The organism is Pseudoalteromonas aurantia 208 (assembly GCF_014858725.1).
Lineage (GTDB): Bacteria > Pseudomonadota > Gammaproteobacteria > Enterobacterales > Alteromonadaceae > Pseudoalteromonas > Pseudoalteromonas aurantia.
Window position 1 is genome coordinate 1,035,605 of record NZ_AQGV01000012.1, and the last position, 18,177, is coordinate 1,053,781.

13 protein-coding genes are annotated in these 18,177 nt (G+C 39.7%); 6 read left to right on the forward strand and 7 right to left on the reverse strand.

All coding sequences use genetic code 11. From position 1 onward, the window contains the following. Window positions 1–35: 35 nt before the first annotated feature. Window positions 36–2,255: a hypothetical protein gene (locus PAUR_RS08415; protein WP_192507323.1), complete on the reverse strand. Its 2,220-nt coding sequence runs from the start codon at window positions 2,253–2,255 to the stop codon at window positions 36–38. 1,108 nt (window positions 2,256–3,363) lie between these two features. Between PAUR_RS08415 and PAUR_RS08420 the strand changes: the two genes are divergently transcribed. After that, entirely contained in the window at window positions 3,364–3,807 is a 444-nt protein-coding gene (locus PAUR_RS08420; RefSeq protein WP_192507324.1) for a GNAT family N-acetyltransferase, read from the forward strand. Between the two features lie 164 nt (window positions 3,808–3,971). On the opposite strand, the gene PAUR_RS08425 is transcribed toward PAUR_RS08420, so the two are convergent. The 3 genes from PAUR_RS08425 to PAUR_RS08435 all read right to left on the reverse strand — a co-directional run bounded on the left by PAUR_RS08425 (window position 3,972) and on the right by PAUR_RS08435 (window position 7,581). Beyond that, window positions 3,972–6,791: a bifunctional aconitate hydratase 2/2-methylisocitrate dehydratase gene (locus PAUR_RS08425; protein ID WP_192507325.1), complete on the reverse strand. Its 2,820-nt coding sequence runs from the start codon at window positions 6,789–6,791 to the stop codon at window positions 3,972–3,974. A gap of 464 nt (window positions 6,792–7,255) precedes the next feature. Next, window positions 7,256–7,414, reverse strand: a complete 159-nt coding sequence (locus PAUR_RS08430) for a hypothetical protein (RefSeq protein WP_192507326.1) — start codon at window positions 7,412–7,414, stop codon at window positions 7,256–7,258. Further along, window positions 7,405–7,581 (reverse strand): hypothetical protein, encoded by a 177-nt coding sequence (locus PAUR_RS08435; RefSeq protein ID WP_192507327.1) that lies wholly within the window; start codon window positions 7,579–7,581, stop codon window positions 7,405–7,407. The genes PAUR_RS08430 and PAUR_RS08435 overlap by 10 nt, the downstream gene beginning before the upstream one ends. A gap of 161 nt (window positions 7,582–7,742) precedes the next feature. On the opposite strand from PAUR_RS08435, the gene PAUR_RS08440 reads away from it, so the two are divergent. The 4 genes from PAUR_RS08440 to PAUR_RS08455 all read left to right on the forward strand — a co-directional run bounded on the left by PAUR_RS08440 (window position 7,743) and on the right by PAUR_RS08455 (window position 11,471). Then, a complete protein-coding gene (locus tag PAUR_RS08440) occupies window positions 7,743–8,531 on the forward strand; it encodes a PhzF family phenazine biosynthesis protein (protein ID WP_192507328.1) in 789 nt (262 codons plus the stop codon). Between the two features lie 40 nt (window positions 8,532–8,571). Then, window positions 8,572–8,943 carry a VOC family protein gene (locus PAUR_RS08445; RefSeq protein ID WP_192507329.1) on the forward strand — a complete coding sequence of 124 codons (372 nt, stop codon included), beginning with the start codon at window positions 8,572–8,574 and terminating at the stop codon, window positions 8,941–8,943. Between the two features lie 426 nt (window positions 8,944–9,369). Beyond that, window positions 9,370–10,542, forward strand: a complete 1,173-nt coding sequence (locus PAUR_RS08450) for an alpha/beta hydrolase-fold protein (protein WP_192507330.1) — start codon at window positions 9,370–9,372, stop codon at window positions 10,540–10,542. Between the two features lie 770 nt (window positions 10,543–11,312). Next, entirely contained in the window at window positions 11,313–11,471 is a 159-nt protein-coding gene (locus PAUR_RS08455) for a hypothetical protein (RefSeq protein WP_192508600.1), read from the forward strand. An 89-nt stretch (window positions 11,472–11,560) separates the two neighbouring features. Here PAUR_RS08455 and PAUR_RS08460 read toward each other — a convergent pair whose 3' ends face one another. From PAUR_RS08460 to ald, 3 genes are all read right to left on the reverse strand, one after another. Continuing rightward, window positions 11,561–13,768, reverse strand: coding sequence for a TonB-dependent siderophore receptor (locus tag PAUR_RS08460; RefSeq protein WP_192507331.1), 2,208 nt, complete (start codon window positions 13,766–13,768; stop codon window positions 11,561–11,563). A 428-nt stretch (window positions 13,769–14,196) separates the two neighbouring features. Then, on the reverse strand, window positions 14,197–16,068 hold the full coding sequence (locus PAUR_RS08465; RefSeq protein ID WP_192507332.1) for a methyl-accepting chemotaxis protein: 1,872 nt from the start codon (window positions 16,066–16,068) through the stop codon (window positions 14,197–14,199). 345 nt (window positions 16,069–16,413) lie between these two features. Next, window positions 16,414–17,535: an alanine dehydrogenase gene (gene ald / locus PAUR_RS08470; RefSeq protein WP_192507333.1), complete on the reverse strand. Its 1,122-nt coding sequence runs from the start codon at window positions 17,533–17,535 to the stop codon at window positions 16,414–16,416. A gap of 140 nt (window positions 17,536–17,675) precedes the next feature. Between ald and lrp the strand changes: the two genes are divergently transcribed. Continuing rightward, window positions 17,676–18,155, forward strand: coding sequence for a leucine-responsive transcriptional regulator Lrp (gene lrp, locus PAUR_RS08475; RefSeq protein ID WP_192507334.1), 480 nt, complete (start codon window positions 17,676–17,678; stop codon window positions 18,153–18,155). The last annotated feature ends 22 nt before the right edge of the window (window positions 18,156–18,177 follow it).

Sequence of the window (18,177 nt, forward strand, 5' to 3'; positions counted from 1 at the left end):
TAATATTACTTTTCAATATGACTTTCTAACAACGATTAGAAAAACGTCACTTGTACATCAATCCAAGCATTTGCCGTACCTAGCGTGCCACCTGTTTCTACAGGGTAAATGCTAAATTTACCCCAAGGGTCAGTGAATGTATGGTTTTTCTGCAAAGGCGCATCATTAAAGTCTTCTAACGCCCAATTTGAACTACGAGAGTTTGGTGTAGAGTCTAATAATAATGAGTTATGGTTGTACCAAGGTGCTGCATTGTTATCCATATAATTCTGCAGGTTGATCACAATACCGTTTTGTAAAAGTGGTGTACGTAATTGTTGATCCGGAGATGTATTTGCTTCACTCTTTTGGCGTGTTAAATATTCAACCCAAAACGTTTTATCGCCTGATGGTATTTTAAGACCAATAGCACCAGGTGCGTTGTGGCCTGATGATGTGCCATGATTATATGTGTAAATACGGTATTTACCAGATGTTGTTATAGTGGGCACGTCGGTGTCAGAAATCCAGTTATTAAAGTAACCTTTATACATTAGGTTCATTTCTTCTAACGAGTGAGCCCCCATGCCCATTAAGCCAAATACATTACCATAGTTGGTGACAACATCATTTGAATTGCCATTAAGCATGCTATTACCACCTTCAATTGACATTGAGTGATGTAACCCTAAAGCGTGCCCAGTTTCATGTGCAATTGTGCCTGCAGCATAAGTGTAAATCTCCATAAGCGGTGGACCTGCTTGAGAGTTAATGAAATAAGTTGCGTCTGTGCCTACAGGCGGTGCAGTCACCATTATAATCGTAGCTTCGCCCGGAAAGTTTGGATCTACTCCAGCATTGACGAGTTGCTCTTTATAGCCTGGATTCCATAACGTTTTATCATTGTTATAGTAATTGTGACTCTGTGGCATGGTAATTTTTGGCTTAATTTCCCAAGTAAAGTTGAATTTCCCATACGATTGCTCGGTGAAGTAATCTTTGGTCTTCTGCATTTCAGCATTGATTTGATCCGTGGTAAATTCTAAATCTTGATCTGGGAATCTAAATGGATAAACCAATACATGCACACCATTGTGATCATATCCATCATTGCCAGGGTCATCCGCGCCAGGAGTTACTCGGCAGCTGGTTTTGTTAAAGTCTGCAACAACACTTGCGCCTTTAAATAAACCTTCTAAACGAATATTGTTCCAACCGTTACGAGGGTTAGTTAATACCACACATTCAGTATTGCCGACTTTAGACGAACGGATACTGTCGTCGCCAGATTTTGGCCACTTGCCATCTGTTCTGCCAGCCAATGTTAAGTTACCTTGGCCGTAAGATGAACTAATTGCGATACTCGTTACATCTTGGTTAAACGTTGAAATAGCAAAACCAGTGCCTTGTGAAGCAGCGGGTACACATACTGGTACACCATCCGTGAGTGCTGTTTCAGTCGTAGGATCACTGGTTGCACAGATATTGGCTAAATCGCCACCATCACCTGGTGGGGTAGTTGACCCTGACTTTTTGGTTTTAGTCGTTAATATCGCACTCCAACCAGATGTATTTGTCGTATTTTTTGCATACATTACATAGTAATAGACTTTGTCTTGTACTAAACCTGTATCAGTAAAGCTGGTTTCATTCGCGTTAACAGTTGCTACGGTATGCCAAGATACACCAGCTGATGAACGTTGAATAATAAAGTTATCTTCGTTGTTAGAATTGTCACTCCAAGAGACGGTAGCACTCGATTCGGTCGTTGTACCCGTTAGATTGTTAGGCGCAACGATACTTCCAGTATTCCCATCTCCTGGGTTGTCTCCACCACCATCTATATCTCGACAAGACGTCGCACCAAAATCAACAGCAAGAGATGATTTATTGCGGGTGCCAGTGACTGCGATCATCAACCAGTACTGACTAGGATTACTAATGACCACGCACTCACCATTAGTTCCTGAAGTGATTGACTTATAAGCATTACTATTAGAACCTGTGCTAGGCCAGCGGCCTTGATCTACATATAAACTTAGGTCTCCAGTACCATGTCCTGTACTAATAGCAACACTGTTATACTCATTTGCACCGCTCAAGCTTAAATAGGCTATTCCATTGTCATTGACACAAATTGGTGTGCCGTCTGTTATCGAGGTTGAAGGTCCCTGCGTCGCACATACATCAGGCAGAGTTGCACCCAATGCTTGTTGTGAAAGCAGTATTGCTGAACCAAGCATCAACTTGGTCCAATGTGATGAAACGATTTTCATCGTGTTCTCCTTTATCATGTTGTAACTTATTTATGTTGTATTTTTACTGTGAAGTTAATGTAATTTTTCTGTAATTATCTTGGTGTATAAATAACCAATATGAATATATTGTATACAGTATATTTTTCAATGGATTTGCCTATAACACTTTCTTCTATGTTTATACCTTTATTGTTTTTCACGACATGAGATCAATGCACGTTGTTTGCGTGGCGTAGGAATGAAGTGGCTAAATTGGTTAGTATGCACTAATTAAATTATTGAAAATATTATATATTATTTTTTAATTGGGCATTTTTCTGCGTCGCAAAGTCGTATGGCTAAACACACTGTGACAAAGGGTATCTTTCATATGACAAAAAAATTAGTGAAAAAATAATTTGTCGGAATTAATTATTTTCACTGCTGGAGCTAAAAATACATCAATTTTTGGTTGATTAACGTATAAATCATGCATATGAGGCTGGTTTTGGCTAAATATGAAATAAAACATTCCAATTATTGTACCTGGGAATGTTTGGATAATTACTTTCTACATCAAATAATGACTTTGCAGTGTGCATACTTAATGATGTATGTAATTTTATTTTTTATACGACAAGTTATTTCCATGCGTTTTATGGAGATCAACGCGCATTACAAAGAAAGCATCTTTAATATGATTGCGGTAGGTTTTAGTATACTTAACCGCAGCTCTGGATAAGCGAATTTGCCCAATAAAGCTATTTTCCTCACTCTCAGCGTTGCTTTCATTTTTAATAGCCCGCTATTACTGCATAAGAGCGCCTTGATATTGAATAAAAGATCATCATTGGATTGTACGTAAGTTTGTTTACAAAACATCTTCTATTCCAAAACCCTTATCTAAACCTGAGGTTACCTAAATTAAACGTATGAAACTTTGTTCTATTTTTGCTTAGGTGTAGTACGCATATAACATAATCCATATTTGGCAAAGTATACACAGTGCTTATATCTGGGTGTAAGTTTAGACCGCGATAGGGCGAGTTTATTGGTGAGGGGATGTCACTGATTAGTTTATTTTCACCCGATGGTTATGTACAGTTTAGAGTCAGAAATGACATGGGGTATAGTGAAGGGGAGAGTGATGCAGGTTAGGAAAGTCCAAGAGCATGATCTTGAACGGGTGAGAGCGATTTGTATCCGAGCATTTAAAAAATCAATTGCAAGTAGCTTGCATGCAGAAGGCATTCATACTTTTAAAAGTATTGTAGAACACAGCGCGTTTTTACAGAGGATGCAGCAAGACAACGTACTTTTGGCCGTGGAGTGCAATGGTACCCTAGTTGGTATGATTGAACTAAAGGCTGGATGTCATGTAGCAATGCTTTTTGTTGACCCTGAATTTCAAAATAATGGGGTGGGTCGTACTTTGTTACACGCGATACTCAACCATGTAAGCGCTGATATTTTAACAGTCAGTGCGTCATTAACGTCTGTGGGCGCTTATAAAAAGTATGGATTTAACTGCGTTGGTGAAATACAAGAGTCATCAGGGCTTATCTATCAGCCGATGGAGTTATGTATGTGATATTTTAATGGAGCCGAATAAAGATAGTGATAAGCAGCTGGCTCTGCATTACTCAGCGTAAATAAAAAAGGCTTAATAAGTTATGATATAAATATCAGTAACAACATAAGCCTTTTAAACACCTTATAAAAACGTAATCTGGTACGCTTTTAATTCAGCAGCTATTAGTTAGCGTCAACAACCTTTACAGGCACTGCTTTTTCAGCACTGAATTTTGTTGTTAGCTCTTCTTCTAACGGCGTAAATGCGGTTAGGTCGATACCATCAACTGCAGCTGTGTACTCTTCAATTGTTGGGAAACGACCCAATACAGTTGAAAGGACAACAAGTGGTGTAGAACCCAGTAATGACTCACCTTTTTTCTCTGACGTATCAGCAACAACACGGCCTTGGAAAAGACGTGTAGAGGTAGCTATAACTGTATCACCAGGCTCTGCTTTTTCTTGGTTACCCATACAAAGGTTACAACCAGGGCGTTCTAAATACATGATGTTTTCGTACTTAGTACGAGCTGCTGTTTTAGGCTTCTCGTCGTCGAACTCAAAACCAGCGTATTTAGCAAGAATATCCCAGTCGCCTTCTGCTTTAAGCTCATCAACAATGTTATATGTTGGTGGCGCTACAACCAATGGCGCGTTGAATGTAATTGCACCATTTTTAGCCTCAAGGTTTCTAAGCATTTGCGCGATGATCTTCATATCGCCTTTGTGTACCATACAAGACCCAACAAATCCTAAATCAACTGGCTTGTCGTTGTAGAATGATACTGGGCGGATCACATCGTGCGTGTAACGCTTAGATACATCTTCGTTATTTACGTCAGGGTCAGCAATCATTGGTTCGTTGATTTGGTCTAAATCAACAACAACTTCGGCATAATATTTCGCTGCGTCATCAGGTGCTAGGGCTGGGTTAGTACCAGAGTTGATCTCTTCAATTCGCTTGTCAGCTAAATCGATAAGACCCTGAAGTGTTTTAGCGTCGTTTTCCATACCTTTGTTGATCATGATCTGGATACGGCTCTTCGCAAGCTCGATAGATTTGATCAACGTTTCATCATTTGAAATACAGATTGACGCTTTCGCTTTCATCTCTGCAGTCCAGTCAGTAAAAGTAAACGCTTGGTCGGCCATTAGCGTACCAATGTGTACTTCAATAACACGGCCTTGGAAAACGTTCTCACCGCTAAATTGCTTAAGCATTTGCGCTTGAGTTGAATGTACTACATCACGGAAGTCCATGTGGCCTTTCATGCGGCCTTTAAAAGTCACTTTTACCGACTCAGGAATAGGCATTGCCGCTTCACCTGTAGCCAATGCTAAAGCAACAGTACCAGAGTCAGCACCAAATGCGACACCTTTAGACATACGAGTATGCGAGTCACCACCGATAATAATTGCGCGGTCATCAATGGTAATGTCATTCAGTACTTTGTGAATAACGTCAGTCATTGAATGGTAAACACCTTTCGGGTCACGTGCTGTGATTAAACCGAACTTGTTCATGAACGCCATTAGTTTTGGAATGTTAGCTTGTGCTTTACTATCCCAAACTGAAGCCGTGTGACAACCTGACTGATATGCACCATCAACAATTGGTGATATTACAGATGCAGCCATAGCTTCAAGTTCTTGTGATGTCATTGGGCCAGTTGTATCTTGCGAGCCTACAATGTTTACTTTAACGCGCACATCAGACCCTGCGTGTAGTGCAGTTTTTGATGCTACACCAACTGAGTTGTTGTTAAAGATTTTTTCAACTGCAGTTAGGCCTTGGTTCTCATGAGAAATCTCTTTTGACGCAGCATATACAGCAGGCGCTTCAACACCTAATGTTTCAGCTGCAAAAGTTTGTAGTTTCTTACCGAATACAACCGCATAAGAACCACCTGCTTTCATGAACTCAACTTTTTGAGGTGTGAACGCAGAAGACACATCAACAAGCTCTTTGTCACCGTTGTAAAGCTTTTTCTCTTTGGTGTCGATTGTTAATACAGTACCCGTTGCAACTGAGTAAGCTTCTTCAAGTACTGGGTCGCCATTTGCGTCGGTAACATTGTTACCATTTTCATCTGTTTTCTTAACCCAGTTTTGAAGGTCAAGACCAATACCGCCAGTTACGCCAACCGTCGTTAAGAAAATAGGTGAAATACCATTGGTACCTGCAACCACTGGTGCAATGTTAATAAATGGGACATATGGGCTTGCTTGTTTACCAGCCCAAAGAGCCACGTTATTAACGCCAGACATACGTGACGAACCCACACCCATCGTACCTTTTTCAGCAATAAGCATAACTTTTGCGTTAGGGTGCTTTTTCTGTAGCTCTACAATTTCTTGTTGTGCTTCAGGTGTGATCATGCATTTACCGTGTAATTCACGATCTGCACGAGAGTGAGCTTGGTTACCTGGAGAAAGTAAGTCAGTTGAGATATCGCCTTCACCAGCAATATAAGTAACAACGTCAACTTTTTCTTCAATTTCAGGTAGCTTAGTGAAAAACTCAGCTTGTGCGTAACTTTCTAGAATATCTTTTGCAATTGCATTGCCCGCTTTGAATGCAACCTCTAGACGTTCAGTATCTGCTTCGTAAAGGAATACTTGCGTTTTTAACACATCGGCTGCTGGAGCAGATACGTCAGTGTTATCACTTAGCGCTAGATCAAGCAGTACTTCAATAGAAGGACCACCTTTCATGTGAGATAGTAATTCAAAAGCGAAAGTAGACGTAATTTCTTCAACAACAGACTCACCAAGAATGATTTCTTTTAGGAATTTTGCTTTTACACCGGCTGCGCTGGTGGTTCCTGGTAGTGTGTTGTAGATAAAGAAATTTAATGAGTCTGCGCGGTGCGCATGACCCGTATCTTTTATTTGGCCAATAATCTCTGATAGTAACGCTTCGCTATCGATTGGCTTTGGATTCAACCCAAGTTCTTGCTTACGGTTTTGGATTTCATCCATGTATTCTGTGTACAAACTCATAGAAACCTCTTTTGCTATACAATGCTCATATATAAAACCGGCTTATTTTACCTGATTTGCCTCGCCGAGTAATCATTTAATTGAGCTGTACTGTAATAGCGACGGATTTGCTTATCAGTTACAGCTCAGTTTGATTATTTATCAATCAAGTTAAAGACCATGCTTGTTAGCGTTGAATTATAGACTATGCGAATGACTCATTGACGTGAAGTCTTGATATAGTGCGTGATGGCGTGAATTTAGCGTTGAACACCGATGGCGAATACGGGAAAATCAATGTTAATAAAAATCGGGAAAACGCGTGCGCTGATGAAGGGACTCGTTAGACTAAAGTTTTAAATATGCAGGCCATAAGTTTAAGTTATACAGTTGGTTAATCATTATGGTTAGGTGAAAAATAACCCCCAATCCTAATGATTAATTCGCTTAGTTATAGGACCTAAGCGGTTCTATTTCAGTTTTGCTTAATGTGTGATGTTGCTTGCTAGGACAAACGGTTTAACACCAATCGCGTTATAAATTTGTTCCGGCTTGAATACTTGTTCACCTTTAATGACCAGTGATGTTTTACGCAGTGCTGTTATGTCTTCAAGTGGATCACCATCAACCTTAGTTAGAAGCAAGTCACTGTTGTACAACCATCGTAATCAGATTTGCATTCCCAGCTTTGGTGGCATTTATTGGATTGACGGCCTCTATAGGCACCAGCAACTTCGGGAGTTTGCGCTTTGTCTATGCTCTTATCCATCGATAGATTTTTCATGTTTTTCTTTTTTAGATTTAATCTCATGTTTGCTGTCCCTCATTTACAATGACCTAGCGTTTACTTTATTGCATATAAAAGAGTTTATAAAAAGAGATTTGAATTATTATAATTTGTTGGCGTTATATTTATGTCGGTTTATGGTAACTTATTTATTTATAGTCCAATAAAGACAGAAAGGCTCAGTAATGGAATTATTAGTACGATTTATCGATGCATTTACAGGGTATGATTGCAAAGGGAATTCTGCGGCTGTTATTGAAGTCAAGCTACCATTAGCCGAACAACTAATGCAGGAAATTGCAACGAAAAACAATGTATCTGAGACTGCATTTATTCTGCGTACTAAAAATAAATATGAGATACGTTGGTTTTCACCATTAACTGAAATTGATTTTTGTGGGCACGCTACACTTGCGTCGGCCCATTACTTATTTGAAGAAGACATAAAGTTAAAAAAAGTAGTATTCACTGCAAAAGCGGTTGGTGATATGACCGTTGAAAAGCACGCCGATGGCACAATTCTTATGAATTTCCCAAATCAAGAGCCTGAATTAGTTGTTACTCCACCGGGTCCTTTATTAAAGGGGCTTTCGATTGAACCGGCAGAGGTTTACTGCAATGCCCAAGCGTACTTTGCAATTTATAATTCAGAGCACGATGTACAGACGTTGGAATATATGACGAGTGAACTGATTAAGCTGGCTCCAAGAGATGTGGTTGTGACTGCTTTATCACAAAAATATGATTTTGTTTCGCGTTATTTTTGGCCTGCAAATGGAGGCGATGAAGACCCTGTAACAGGTTCAATTCATACCGGTCTTGCGCCATTTTGGGCTCGCCGACTCAATAAAAACGCATTGATTGCCTATCAAGCTTCTGAACGCGGAGGGGTCCTTCATTGTAGCGTTAATCATGATAAGGTACACATCTCTGGTAGGGCCGTCTCCGCTTTGTGTAATAGTGTAACTATTTAACATAAAATGAGTTTTATAAGTGAATTAAGGACAGTATTATATGAATTTGAATCAAGTAACTTTGCCTGTTAAGAATATGAATGAGGCAACTGATTTTTATAGTCTACTCGGCTTTAATCAAATTGTTGATACAGGACATTATGCGAGATTTGAATGCCCTGATGGTGGTGCAACATTTTCTTTGTCATTAGAGACATCAGCTCATAATACCGGCGTTGTTATTTATTTTGAGTCAGATAGGTTAGATGAGTGGTATCAGGAACTTGTGAACAAGGGCATCACTTTTGAACAGCAGCCAGTTGATCAAAGTTACCTGTGGCGTGAAGCCGTGCTATATGATCCATCAGGGAATAAAATAAAGTTATATTGGGCTGGAGAAAATCGTTTAAACCCACCGTGGCGGGTAAATTAGTGACACTTGTTAAATGGAATGTGGAAAGATGTTTGTTGCATTAGTGCTTTAATAAAAGTCTAGTTATATTTAAGTTTGACTTAACTTAAGTATTAAACGGTTAATCTCTTATCGTTAAGGCCTTAAAAGTCCAATATTTTATAAATTAGAAGCGTTTGCCAATGATAAGGTTAACAAATACTTCTCTTTTGCTGTTTAAGTAATAATATTCAGCTTTTTAGGGGGGTAATTTATTAAACCCTAAAGTTGGGGGGGGGTAGCTTGCGTTAGGCAGTTATTAACTCAGACGAATAAGTCTTTTTAAAGTTAGCAGTTGAAGCAATACCTGTATGTCAGTGAACTTTTATTCTGAAAAAGCTATAATGGTTTATTACATTTATATTATCATCCATCACCATGAATTTATAACAATAAAAAGGAACTGTTTTGATATCAATTAAATCGACTTTATCCGTATTTTCTTTACTACTAGTTACGTCATTGGCCTTTGCAAACCCTCAGTCAGAAATTCACCATACTCTGAAGTCTAATATTTTAAAGCAAGATAGATCATTCGTAGTTCATCTGCCAAAAAGTTATGAGGATGGCAGCAATAGAAAGTATTCGGTACATTACCTACTAGATGGAGATTTGAACCTGTCTTTAGTAAAAGGTGTACTTGATAGGATGCAAAAAATTCAAGGCGCACCAGAAGCCATTGTTGTTGCCATAGAAAGTAAAAATAGGACCTGGGACTTAACACCAACAGTCAATCAAGACCCGAGAGGGCCTGTAGGCCAAGGCGGTGGAGCTGATGGGTTTTTAAACTTTATTGAAAAAGAACTTATTTCGTACATCGATGACAATTATCGAACTCATGATTTTAAAATGATATCAGGTGGCTCTATTGGCGGTTTGTTTGTTTTACATGCTATGCAGTCACAACCGTTTTTATTTGATGCACATTTTGCATACAGCCCTGCGGTTTGGTGGGCAGACCGCACAACTGCGAAGAGGGTTAAAAAGTTTTTGACAAACAATAAAACCTACAAGTCCTATTTGTATATGAATATGGGAAATGAATCGGGTGAGATGAGAGAAGTTTACGAAGATTTACTGTCATTTATGAAGAGCAATCAGCCTGAGGGCATGCGTTTTGTTAATCAAGCTTTTCCAGATGTACCTCATGGCTTAACTTCGGCAGCGGGGCAGTTTAACGCCTATCATAATTTGTTTTTTCCAATTGAAATGCCAACGATCAAAGTAACCAATGGGGTACAATCTATCATTGAGTATTACGCTAAAGTTTCTCATCAAAGAGGTAAAATTATCGCTCCTCCAGAGATGGTTGTTAACCGCATTGCATACGAGTTTTTTCAAAGAAGAGAGTTAGAAACGGCTGTCGCGCTTTTTAAGTATAACCTTAAAACATACCCTAACCACACGTATGCTTATGGCGGTTTAGCCGATGTGTATCAGTCAATGAATAAACGAGAAGAAGCCCACTCATTGATAAAGTCAGCTTTGACTCTATTAAAACCCGGTGACGAGGCTTACGAATATTATAAAAATATGGATGCAGAATTAGCTGATGATAACAAGGATAAAGCGACCTTTTAAGTTATTTTTGAGTAGCACATTGAAGGTGATCGACTTTCAATGTGACTACCTCGAGTTGGTGAAAGTATAATCCAACAAGCAATCGTGCAGCATAAATGCGACCTTTCTTAATGAATCATTTAAAGGTAAGCGCCTGTTGGAAACGGGACCACGTAAGCGCGGAGTTAATAGTAATGATATACCTAAAGTACCCGTTCTTCTTACATTAGATCGCAACGGTGCTGTCACTCATTGCGTTTTACAGAGGTTATTAGTAACTGTCTAAACGCCTTAGAGTGTCTTGTGTACAGACGGCAATTTGTCGTATCAAACAATCACCAAGAACCTGCCTTTTGAGATTGATAATAAGCGACTTATATATGGCATCTACCACATTCAAACGCTCAAAAATTGGATGATATGCTGGAAACAGTGGCTTAGAAAATTTAATGGCGTTGGAACTGACTATCTTTATAACTACATCGCATGGCTGAAGCTAATGGATCAAATGCAAGGTGATGATAGTTGGAGCAACTTAGCACTGTGATGCCAATTGACCATATAATCCCCACCTCATTCGAGTTTCTTTAATCATTTAGTATCTTCAATGTAACACTCATCTTGTAAGAATGAGATCTCTGAGAGTAGCTTGTCATATTCAACCGAACAATATAAAACTCTTCCTTCTTCTTTTGCTTTATTAACCCTGCTGAAACAAGGCTGGAAGTGTGTTGACACGTCCAGTATTCAGAATTTTAACTTCCATAATTCTAGAAATGAGGGTTTAAAATATGAATATAACCGAAGAAATGGTTTTTGATACCTTAAATATGTTTGGCTTTTTAGCCGTTGAGCTAACGTTACTTTTTTTGGGGGAGTTACACAATGACATACATGAGACTGTTAGATATGATGTAATTCTCTTCAATGCATGTGACAGTTTAACATAGACTCAGTTTGAGCGAATACTTCACTTTAGTGTACTAAGGGCATGGTGCTTTCGTAAGCGAGGTCCATACCCTTGATATTTTACACGTCCTTAAAACTTGTATTTAATGTTTGCTGTTACAGTGCGACGCTGGCCATAGAAACAGTCTCCGCGGTATAAACAACTGGTGATAACCGTTTTATCGCTTAAGTTCTTAATATTAAGATTGACATCAATATTGTCGAATTCATATCCAACCATAAAATCAAATAAGGTGTAGCTATCGGTGGTCTTTGGACTATTAATAGATTGACCCATGAACTCAATTGCTCGACTACCATCATATGTTTCACCTACATATCTAAATCCAGCACCCACTTTAAACCCGTTGATGAACTGTTCTGGACGATAGGTAACCCAAGTATTTAACATATGTTTTGGTGTTGCAGATAACGCTGCCGTATCTGTTAATGCTTGACTCAAGTAGCTTGTTTCGCCCGATGCATATAATTGCACAAGCTCTGAAAGGGTTTTATCAGAGGTGTTTTGCTCTGATTTTGTGTAAGCGTAGGCAGAATACACATCAACCTGATCAAACTCTAGTTGTGCTTCAAGCTCAAACCCTTCGATATCAACACTGCCGTCTTGTACGGTGAGTTCAGGAGAAACCACGCGTTTTTTATTTTTGTCAGTAATGTCAAAGTATGACGCAGTGATCAAGTGTTCAGTACCTTGAGGTTGGAATTTTACCCCCACTTCTACTTGCTCACCTTCTTGAGGTTTGAAGTCTCCACCTTGTGGGCGCGAGCCATAAATGGGTAAAAAAGACTCTGAGTAACTAGCATAGGGTGCAACTCCATTATCAAAGCTGTATAAAATACCTAATCTACCTGTTGTTGCACTTTGTTTTGTTTTCACCGAGTTTGGTGCATCACTTTGACTTTGTACATTATCACGGCGTAACGCAGCGTTAAGGACCCAATTATCAAACTTAATTGTATCTTGTATGTACAGACCTACTTGACGGTCATTTTTCTCTGGGGTGTTGGGGATCAATTCAGACCCTGGTAAAAACCCTGTTTGACCATATACTGGGCTATATAAATCTAATGAAGTGTTTACGTCTAAGCCGATTGCCGCTTTAATTGAATCTGGTGTGAGGTAGAGGCGGTCCGTATCTGTGTCTGCACTTTGATAGTCAACGCCCATTACTAGGTTATGTTCGAAATCGCCAGTATAAATCAGTCCATGTAGTTGCAAGTCAGATGTCACCGTTTCTGACGAAGCATCTTGTAAACTGAAATTGCGAACAATAGAACGCTTGTCGTCTTGCAGCTTTGGTGGCCACGCATACATAGTGCGATAAATGGCTTCACTTTCTAGGTGACGTGCTGTCCAGCTAACAGAGAAATCTTCACTCAACATATGATCAACAATTAATGTGATAGCATTTTGTTCTGTATCGTATTGATCCCAACCAGGCTCACTGACAAAACGACGACTCTCTATTTGACCATGTTCTGCGGGTAAGATGGTTCCTTCATGAGGGAAGAACTGCGTACTTGACCCAGACTTATTTTTTTGAAAATTGCTAAGCAAGGTCACACTGGTATCTTCACTAATATGCCATGCAATACTTGGTGCGAAGAAGCTTGCGTCGTTATTTACAAAGTCTGTTTGCGTATCACTATCACGGTACAGGCCAACAAAGCGTGCTTCGACAGATTTATCCGCGGTTAATGTGGTGTTGAAATCAGCAGCAATTTGCGTGCGGCCAAAATTACCAACTTGCGCAACGATTTCACCTGATGTTTGTGAATGAGGCCGTTTGGTCACCATATTTATGATACCACCCGTTGAGCCTTGCCCATAAAGCATTGAAGAAGGGCCCTTGAGAATTTCGATGCGTTCCATATTGTATGTATTTGGACGGGCATTGTTGTAATAGCCAAACATGAGTTGTAAGCCATCGAGGTATTGAACAGGCGCAACACCGCGGATGTTAGCCCAATCTCCTCGGGTGTCGACACCATATGGCCCGTTAAATACACCCGCTACATAGCCGATTGCTTCCTGCAAATTTTCAGCACCTAAGTCTTGGATACGTTCCGATGTTAACACTGAAACAGATACAGGGCTTTCGATAATGGGTGTATCTGATTTACTTGCCGATGCGCTGACATATGAGATAAGTCCTTTGGCACTCACGGTAATTTTTTCTATATCATCGTGTTTAACATCTTCCGCCATGACGTTGCTAGATAGCGCAACAAGAGAGGCAGCAAGGAGCTTTGGATACTTTAGTTTCAGTTTTTGCATTTTTACAACCTAGGATATGTGATTGAGAGTATTTTTCATGCGGATTATACGAATAATGATAAGTATTCGCAATTGTATTATTGGAATAATAGTTAACCTCAGGTTTGGATAAGGGTTTTAGAATAGAAAATGTTTTTGTAAACAAACTTGCGTACAGTCCAATGATGATATTTTGTTCAATATCAAGGCGCTTTTATGCAGTAATAGCGGGCTATTACAAGTGAAAGCAACGCCGAGAGTGAGAAGAATAAGCTTTATTGGGCAAATTCGCTTATCCAGAGCTGAGGCTAGGTACTTATATGCAATTTAAAGAACATGATTTATTATTCAAGAACTTGTTGAACGTGACGAAAAGTCCGGATGATAGGGGGAAGGGAAGATGCAAGCCTTCAGAACAGGTTTGCATCCATATAAGAAGGAAAGCGTGATTACACCTTAAATTGCTCTAGCATACTTTCTTGATGGGCTATTTTGTCTACTTGACTTTGCATGGTTTGATCAACCGTGTTTGCTTCATTGAATACCATATCAGAGATATTTCTGATCTCTAACGCATTATGATTCACTTCATCAACCACCTGACGCTGCTCATTTAACATACTAGCAATCTGTAAGTTGAGCTCAACAATATGCTCTATTGCGCTGCGTATTGCTTGTAAAGATGACTTGGTTTCATCTGCTTTACCAACGGTTTTTTCAACCACGGCTTGGCTTTTCTTCATGACTTGTACTGCGTTTACAGCCCCCGATTGTAGTTGATCAATCATGGTTTTTATTTCAGTGGTTGCTTCTTGTGTTCGTTGGGCCAATGTTCTCACTTCATCAGCGACTACGGCAAAACCACGGCCTGACTCACCAGCACGAGCGGCTTCGATCGCCGCATTGAGGGCGAGTAAGTTGGTTTGTTCGGCAATACCATTTATCACCGATAATATTTGCTCAATGCCACTGGAAGAAACTTCTAGTTCATTGACAACAGTCACCGCAGTCGTAATTTGCTCCGATAAATGTGCAATAGTATCGGTTGTTTCGGATACAATCTTTTGTCCTTCAAGTGCGACGCCGTCAGTGTTTTGAATCGCTTCTGCGGCATCTTGCGCAGTATTGGCTACACGCTGTTCTGTGGTTGACATGCTTTCAGTGGCGATTGCAAGTGCACTTAACGATTCTAATTGCCTTGATATAGCAGTACTAGCATGGTTAGCCCCAGACGAGGTTTGTTTAGCGTCAGCAAGAATCTCATGTCCAAGCACTTGAATATCAGCGATTAGCTGCTGAAGCCGAGCCGTGAACAGGTTAAAGTTTGTCGCCAAAGAAGCGAACTCTGGTTCACTTTCTGTATTTAGTCGTACAGTTAAGTCTGCATTTCCTTGCGCAATGTTCGCCATTGCTTCATTTATATCAGCAAGTGGCTTAAGTAGTATATTGATAACGATTGACAGGACAATGATGCTAATGATGACAAATAAAACCGTAAATACGGTAGAGTCTTGGGTGAGTTTATCTATTGCTGAAAATACTTTTTCTTTTTCAAGTGCAACACCAACTAACCAGTCGTATCCGGCGACCTCTCGAAACACGATAATATGCTCTTTATTGTTCAAATTAAGCGATTGGGTAGATGTTGTGTCAAAGGGAAGATTGCCTAGAAAACTGGACGCTTTTTCACCATTTAATTTAGTGTCTGGATGAGAAATGATGGTGCCGTCTTTACTAACCATAAATGCAAATCCAGCATCAAAAAGATTAAACGAGTTAATCATATTGCCAAGTTTAGACAGACTCACATCGAAAAATATCGCGCCATGAAAACGACCATTCTTTTTGACTGGAGTACCGATAGAAACGACAATTTCTTTACTTACAGAATCAGCATAGGGTGCTGTCACAATGAGTTCATTGGCACTTTTTGCATCGGTATACCATGGACGCTTTCTTGGGTCCCACGTTGGTCCTGGGTTCCACGATGGGTCACTGGCTACATACTTCCCCGTATTTTCTTCACCATATCCAATGAGAATAAATTGCTCGATGAGCTTTGGTTGCGACAACAAAGGTGCTGCACTTTGCAAAGAGTCAAGATCAGCGACTAAACTGGTTGCTAAAGAGGCTAAGTCTGCGCTGCCATCCATTTGCGCCGTAACGGTATTACTAATACCCTGAATAATCTCAGCAACGCTTTGGTCCACCTGAGTTTCAAGATTACTTTTGATTGAAAAGTATTGTTTTATTGACAATACACTTAGTGCTAGAAATAACACTATAGATGATACCACTATTATTTTGTGTTTGAACTTCACGGCACTTCTCCAACACTCGACATCATTTAAATGTAAAACATTAACAAAAACTTGCAACAATTCGCTGTGATTACTGTAACAGAGTTTCTTTTATAAGAAACAAAGAAATATAGTTTTTTCAGGTACAAACACGCTATAAACAATTATATCTGTGAGTTTACTACGAATTATAGTCTGCATAACCGTTGTGTTTTATTTTTTAATGCGTTTACGGGTTTTCGAAGGTAGGTATGAACGTAGGTTCGTACTCTGTGAGAATCTAGAGGAGTTAATTGATATGATGATGACTGTACCAAATACAAAAACCTGCTTAGTAGAAAGCAGGTTTTTGAAATGCGATAATAATTATGCGTTTTCTAGTGCAGCACGAGGTTCAACGAACTCCATGTTGAAGCCTTCAGCAACTTCTTTACATGTAATTTTACCGTTAAGTACGTTTAGGCCATTCATGAAATGTTGATCTTCAAGAAGTGCTGCTTTGTAGCCTTTATTCGCCAGTTTAATAATGTAAGGTAGAGTTGCATTATTCAAGGCAAATGTTGACGTGCGAGGTACAGCACCCGGCATGTTAGCAACACAGTAGTGAACAACTTCATCTACAATATATGTTGGGTCAGCGTGTGTTGTTGCTTTAGACGTTTCGATGCAACCACCTTGGTCGATAGCAACGTCTACGATAGCAGCGCCAGGCTTCATGCGTTTAATATGATCTGCTGTAACTAGCTTAGGCGCTGCTGCACCTGGGATTAGCACACCACCGATCACGAGGTCAGCTTCTAAAACGTGCTTCTCTAATGCATCTGCAGTAGAGTAAATCGCTTTAACGCGGTTACCAAACTGTGCATCAATACGACGAAGTACGTCAGTGTTACGATCAAGGATAACAACATCTGCACCCATACCAACAGCCATTTGAGCTGCATTGTTACCAACCATACCACCGCCGATAACAACCACTTTAGCAGGCTCAACACCAGGTACACCACCTAGTAGCATACCGCGACCGGCATTTGATTTTTCAAGTGCCTGTGCACCAGCTTGAATTGACATACGACCAGCAACTTCTGACATTGGTGCTAGAAGCGGTAAGCCGCCGCGCGGATCCGTAACCGTTTCGTATGCAATACAAATAGACTTACTTTTAACAAGGTCTTCAGTTTGTGGAAGATCTGGTGCAAGGTGAAGGTATGTGAACAAAATTTGTCCTTCACGTAACATAGCGCGTTCAACAGCTTGAGGTTCTTTTACTTTTACGATCATATCTGCTTTAGCAAACACATCAGCAGCAGTATCTAAAATTTCTGCACCTGCTTGAATGTAGTCTTCGTTAGTAAAACCAATACCATTACCTGCATTAGTTTCAACAAAAACTTGGTGGCCATGGTTAATTAGTTCACGAACACTTGCTGGAACCATACCTACGCGGTACTCGTGGTTTTTTATTTCTTTAGGTACACCGATAATCATAATAAATCGCCTTAAAATAGAACGGGATAAAATTTTCGACTATTATATTCATGCCCAGCTAGTGTGTCTCACCTTTTTAAAGTGGTTTTGTAGTGATATACTCTTTAATTATGGAATGTGTAGTTTAAGTAACTAGTGAAATGCATCAACAATTAGACCGAATCGATAGAAGTATTTTAGTTGAATTACAAAAAGACGGTAGGGTTTCTAACGTCGAACTTGCTAGACGCATTGGTTTAAGCGCAACTCCGTGCTTAGAGCGTGTAAAAAAGTTAGAGCGAGAAGGGTTTATTCGCGGATACAAAGCAGTAGTGGATCCTGCTAAAGTAGGGCAGGGCTTATTGGTATACGTAGAAATCACCATTAGTAAGAATTCCCCAGATGTTTTTGATAAGTTTAATCAAGCGGTTAGACAGCATGATGAAATCATTGAGTGCCATTTAGTGTCAGGTAATTTTGATTTTTTGTTAAAAACACGGGTAACAGATATGTCTGAGTATCGAGGTGTTTTAGGTGATATTTTGCTAAAATTACCCAATGTGAGTGAAAGCCGAACATATGTAGTCATGGAAGAAGTAAAAGGAGAGGAAGGGGAAATTATAAAACCTTGTGCACCATAAGGAAATTCTTGCTAAGGTGTGT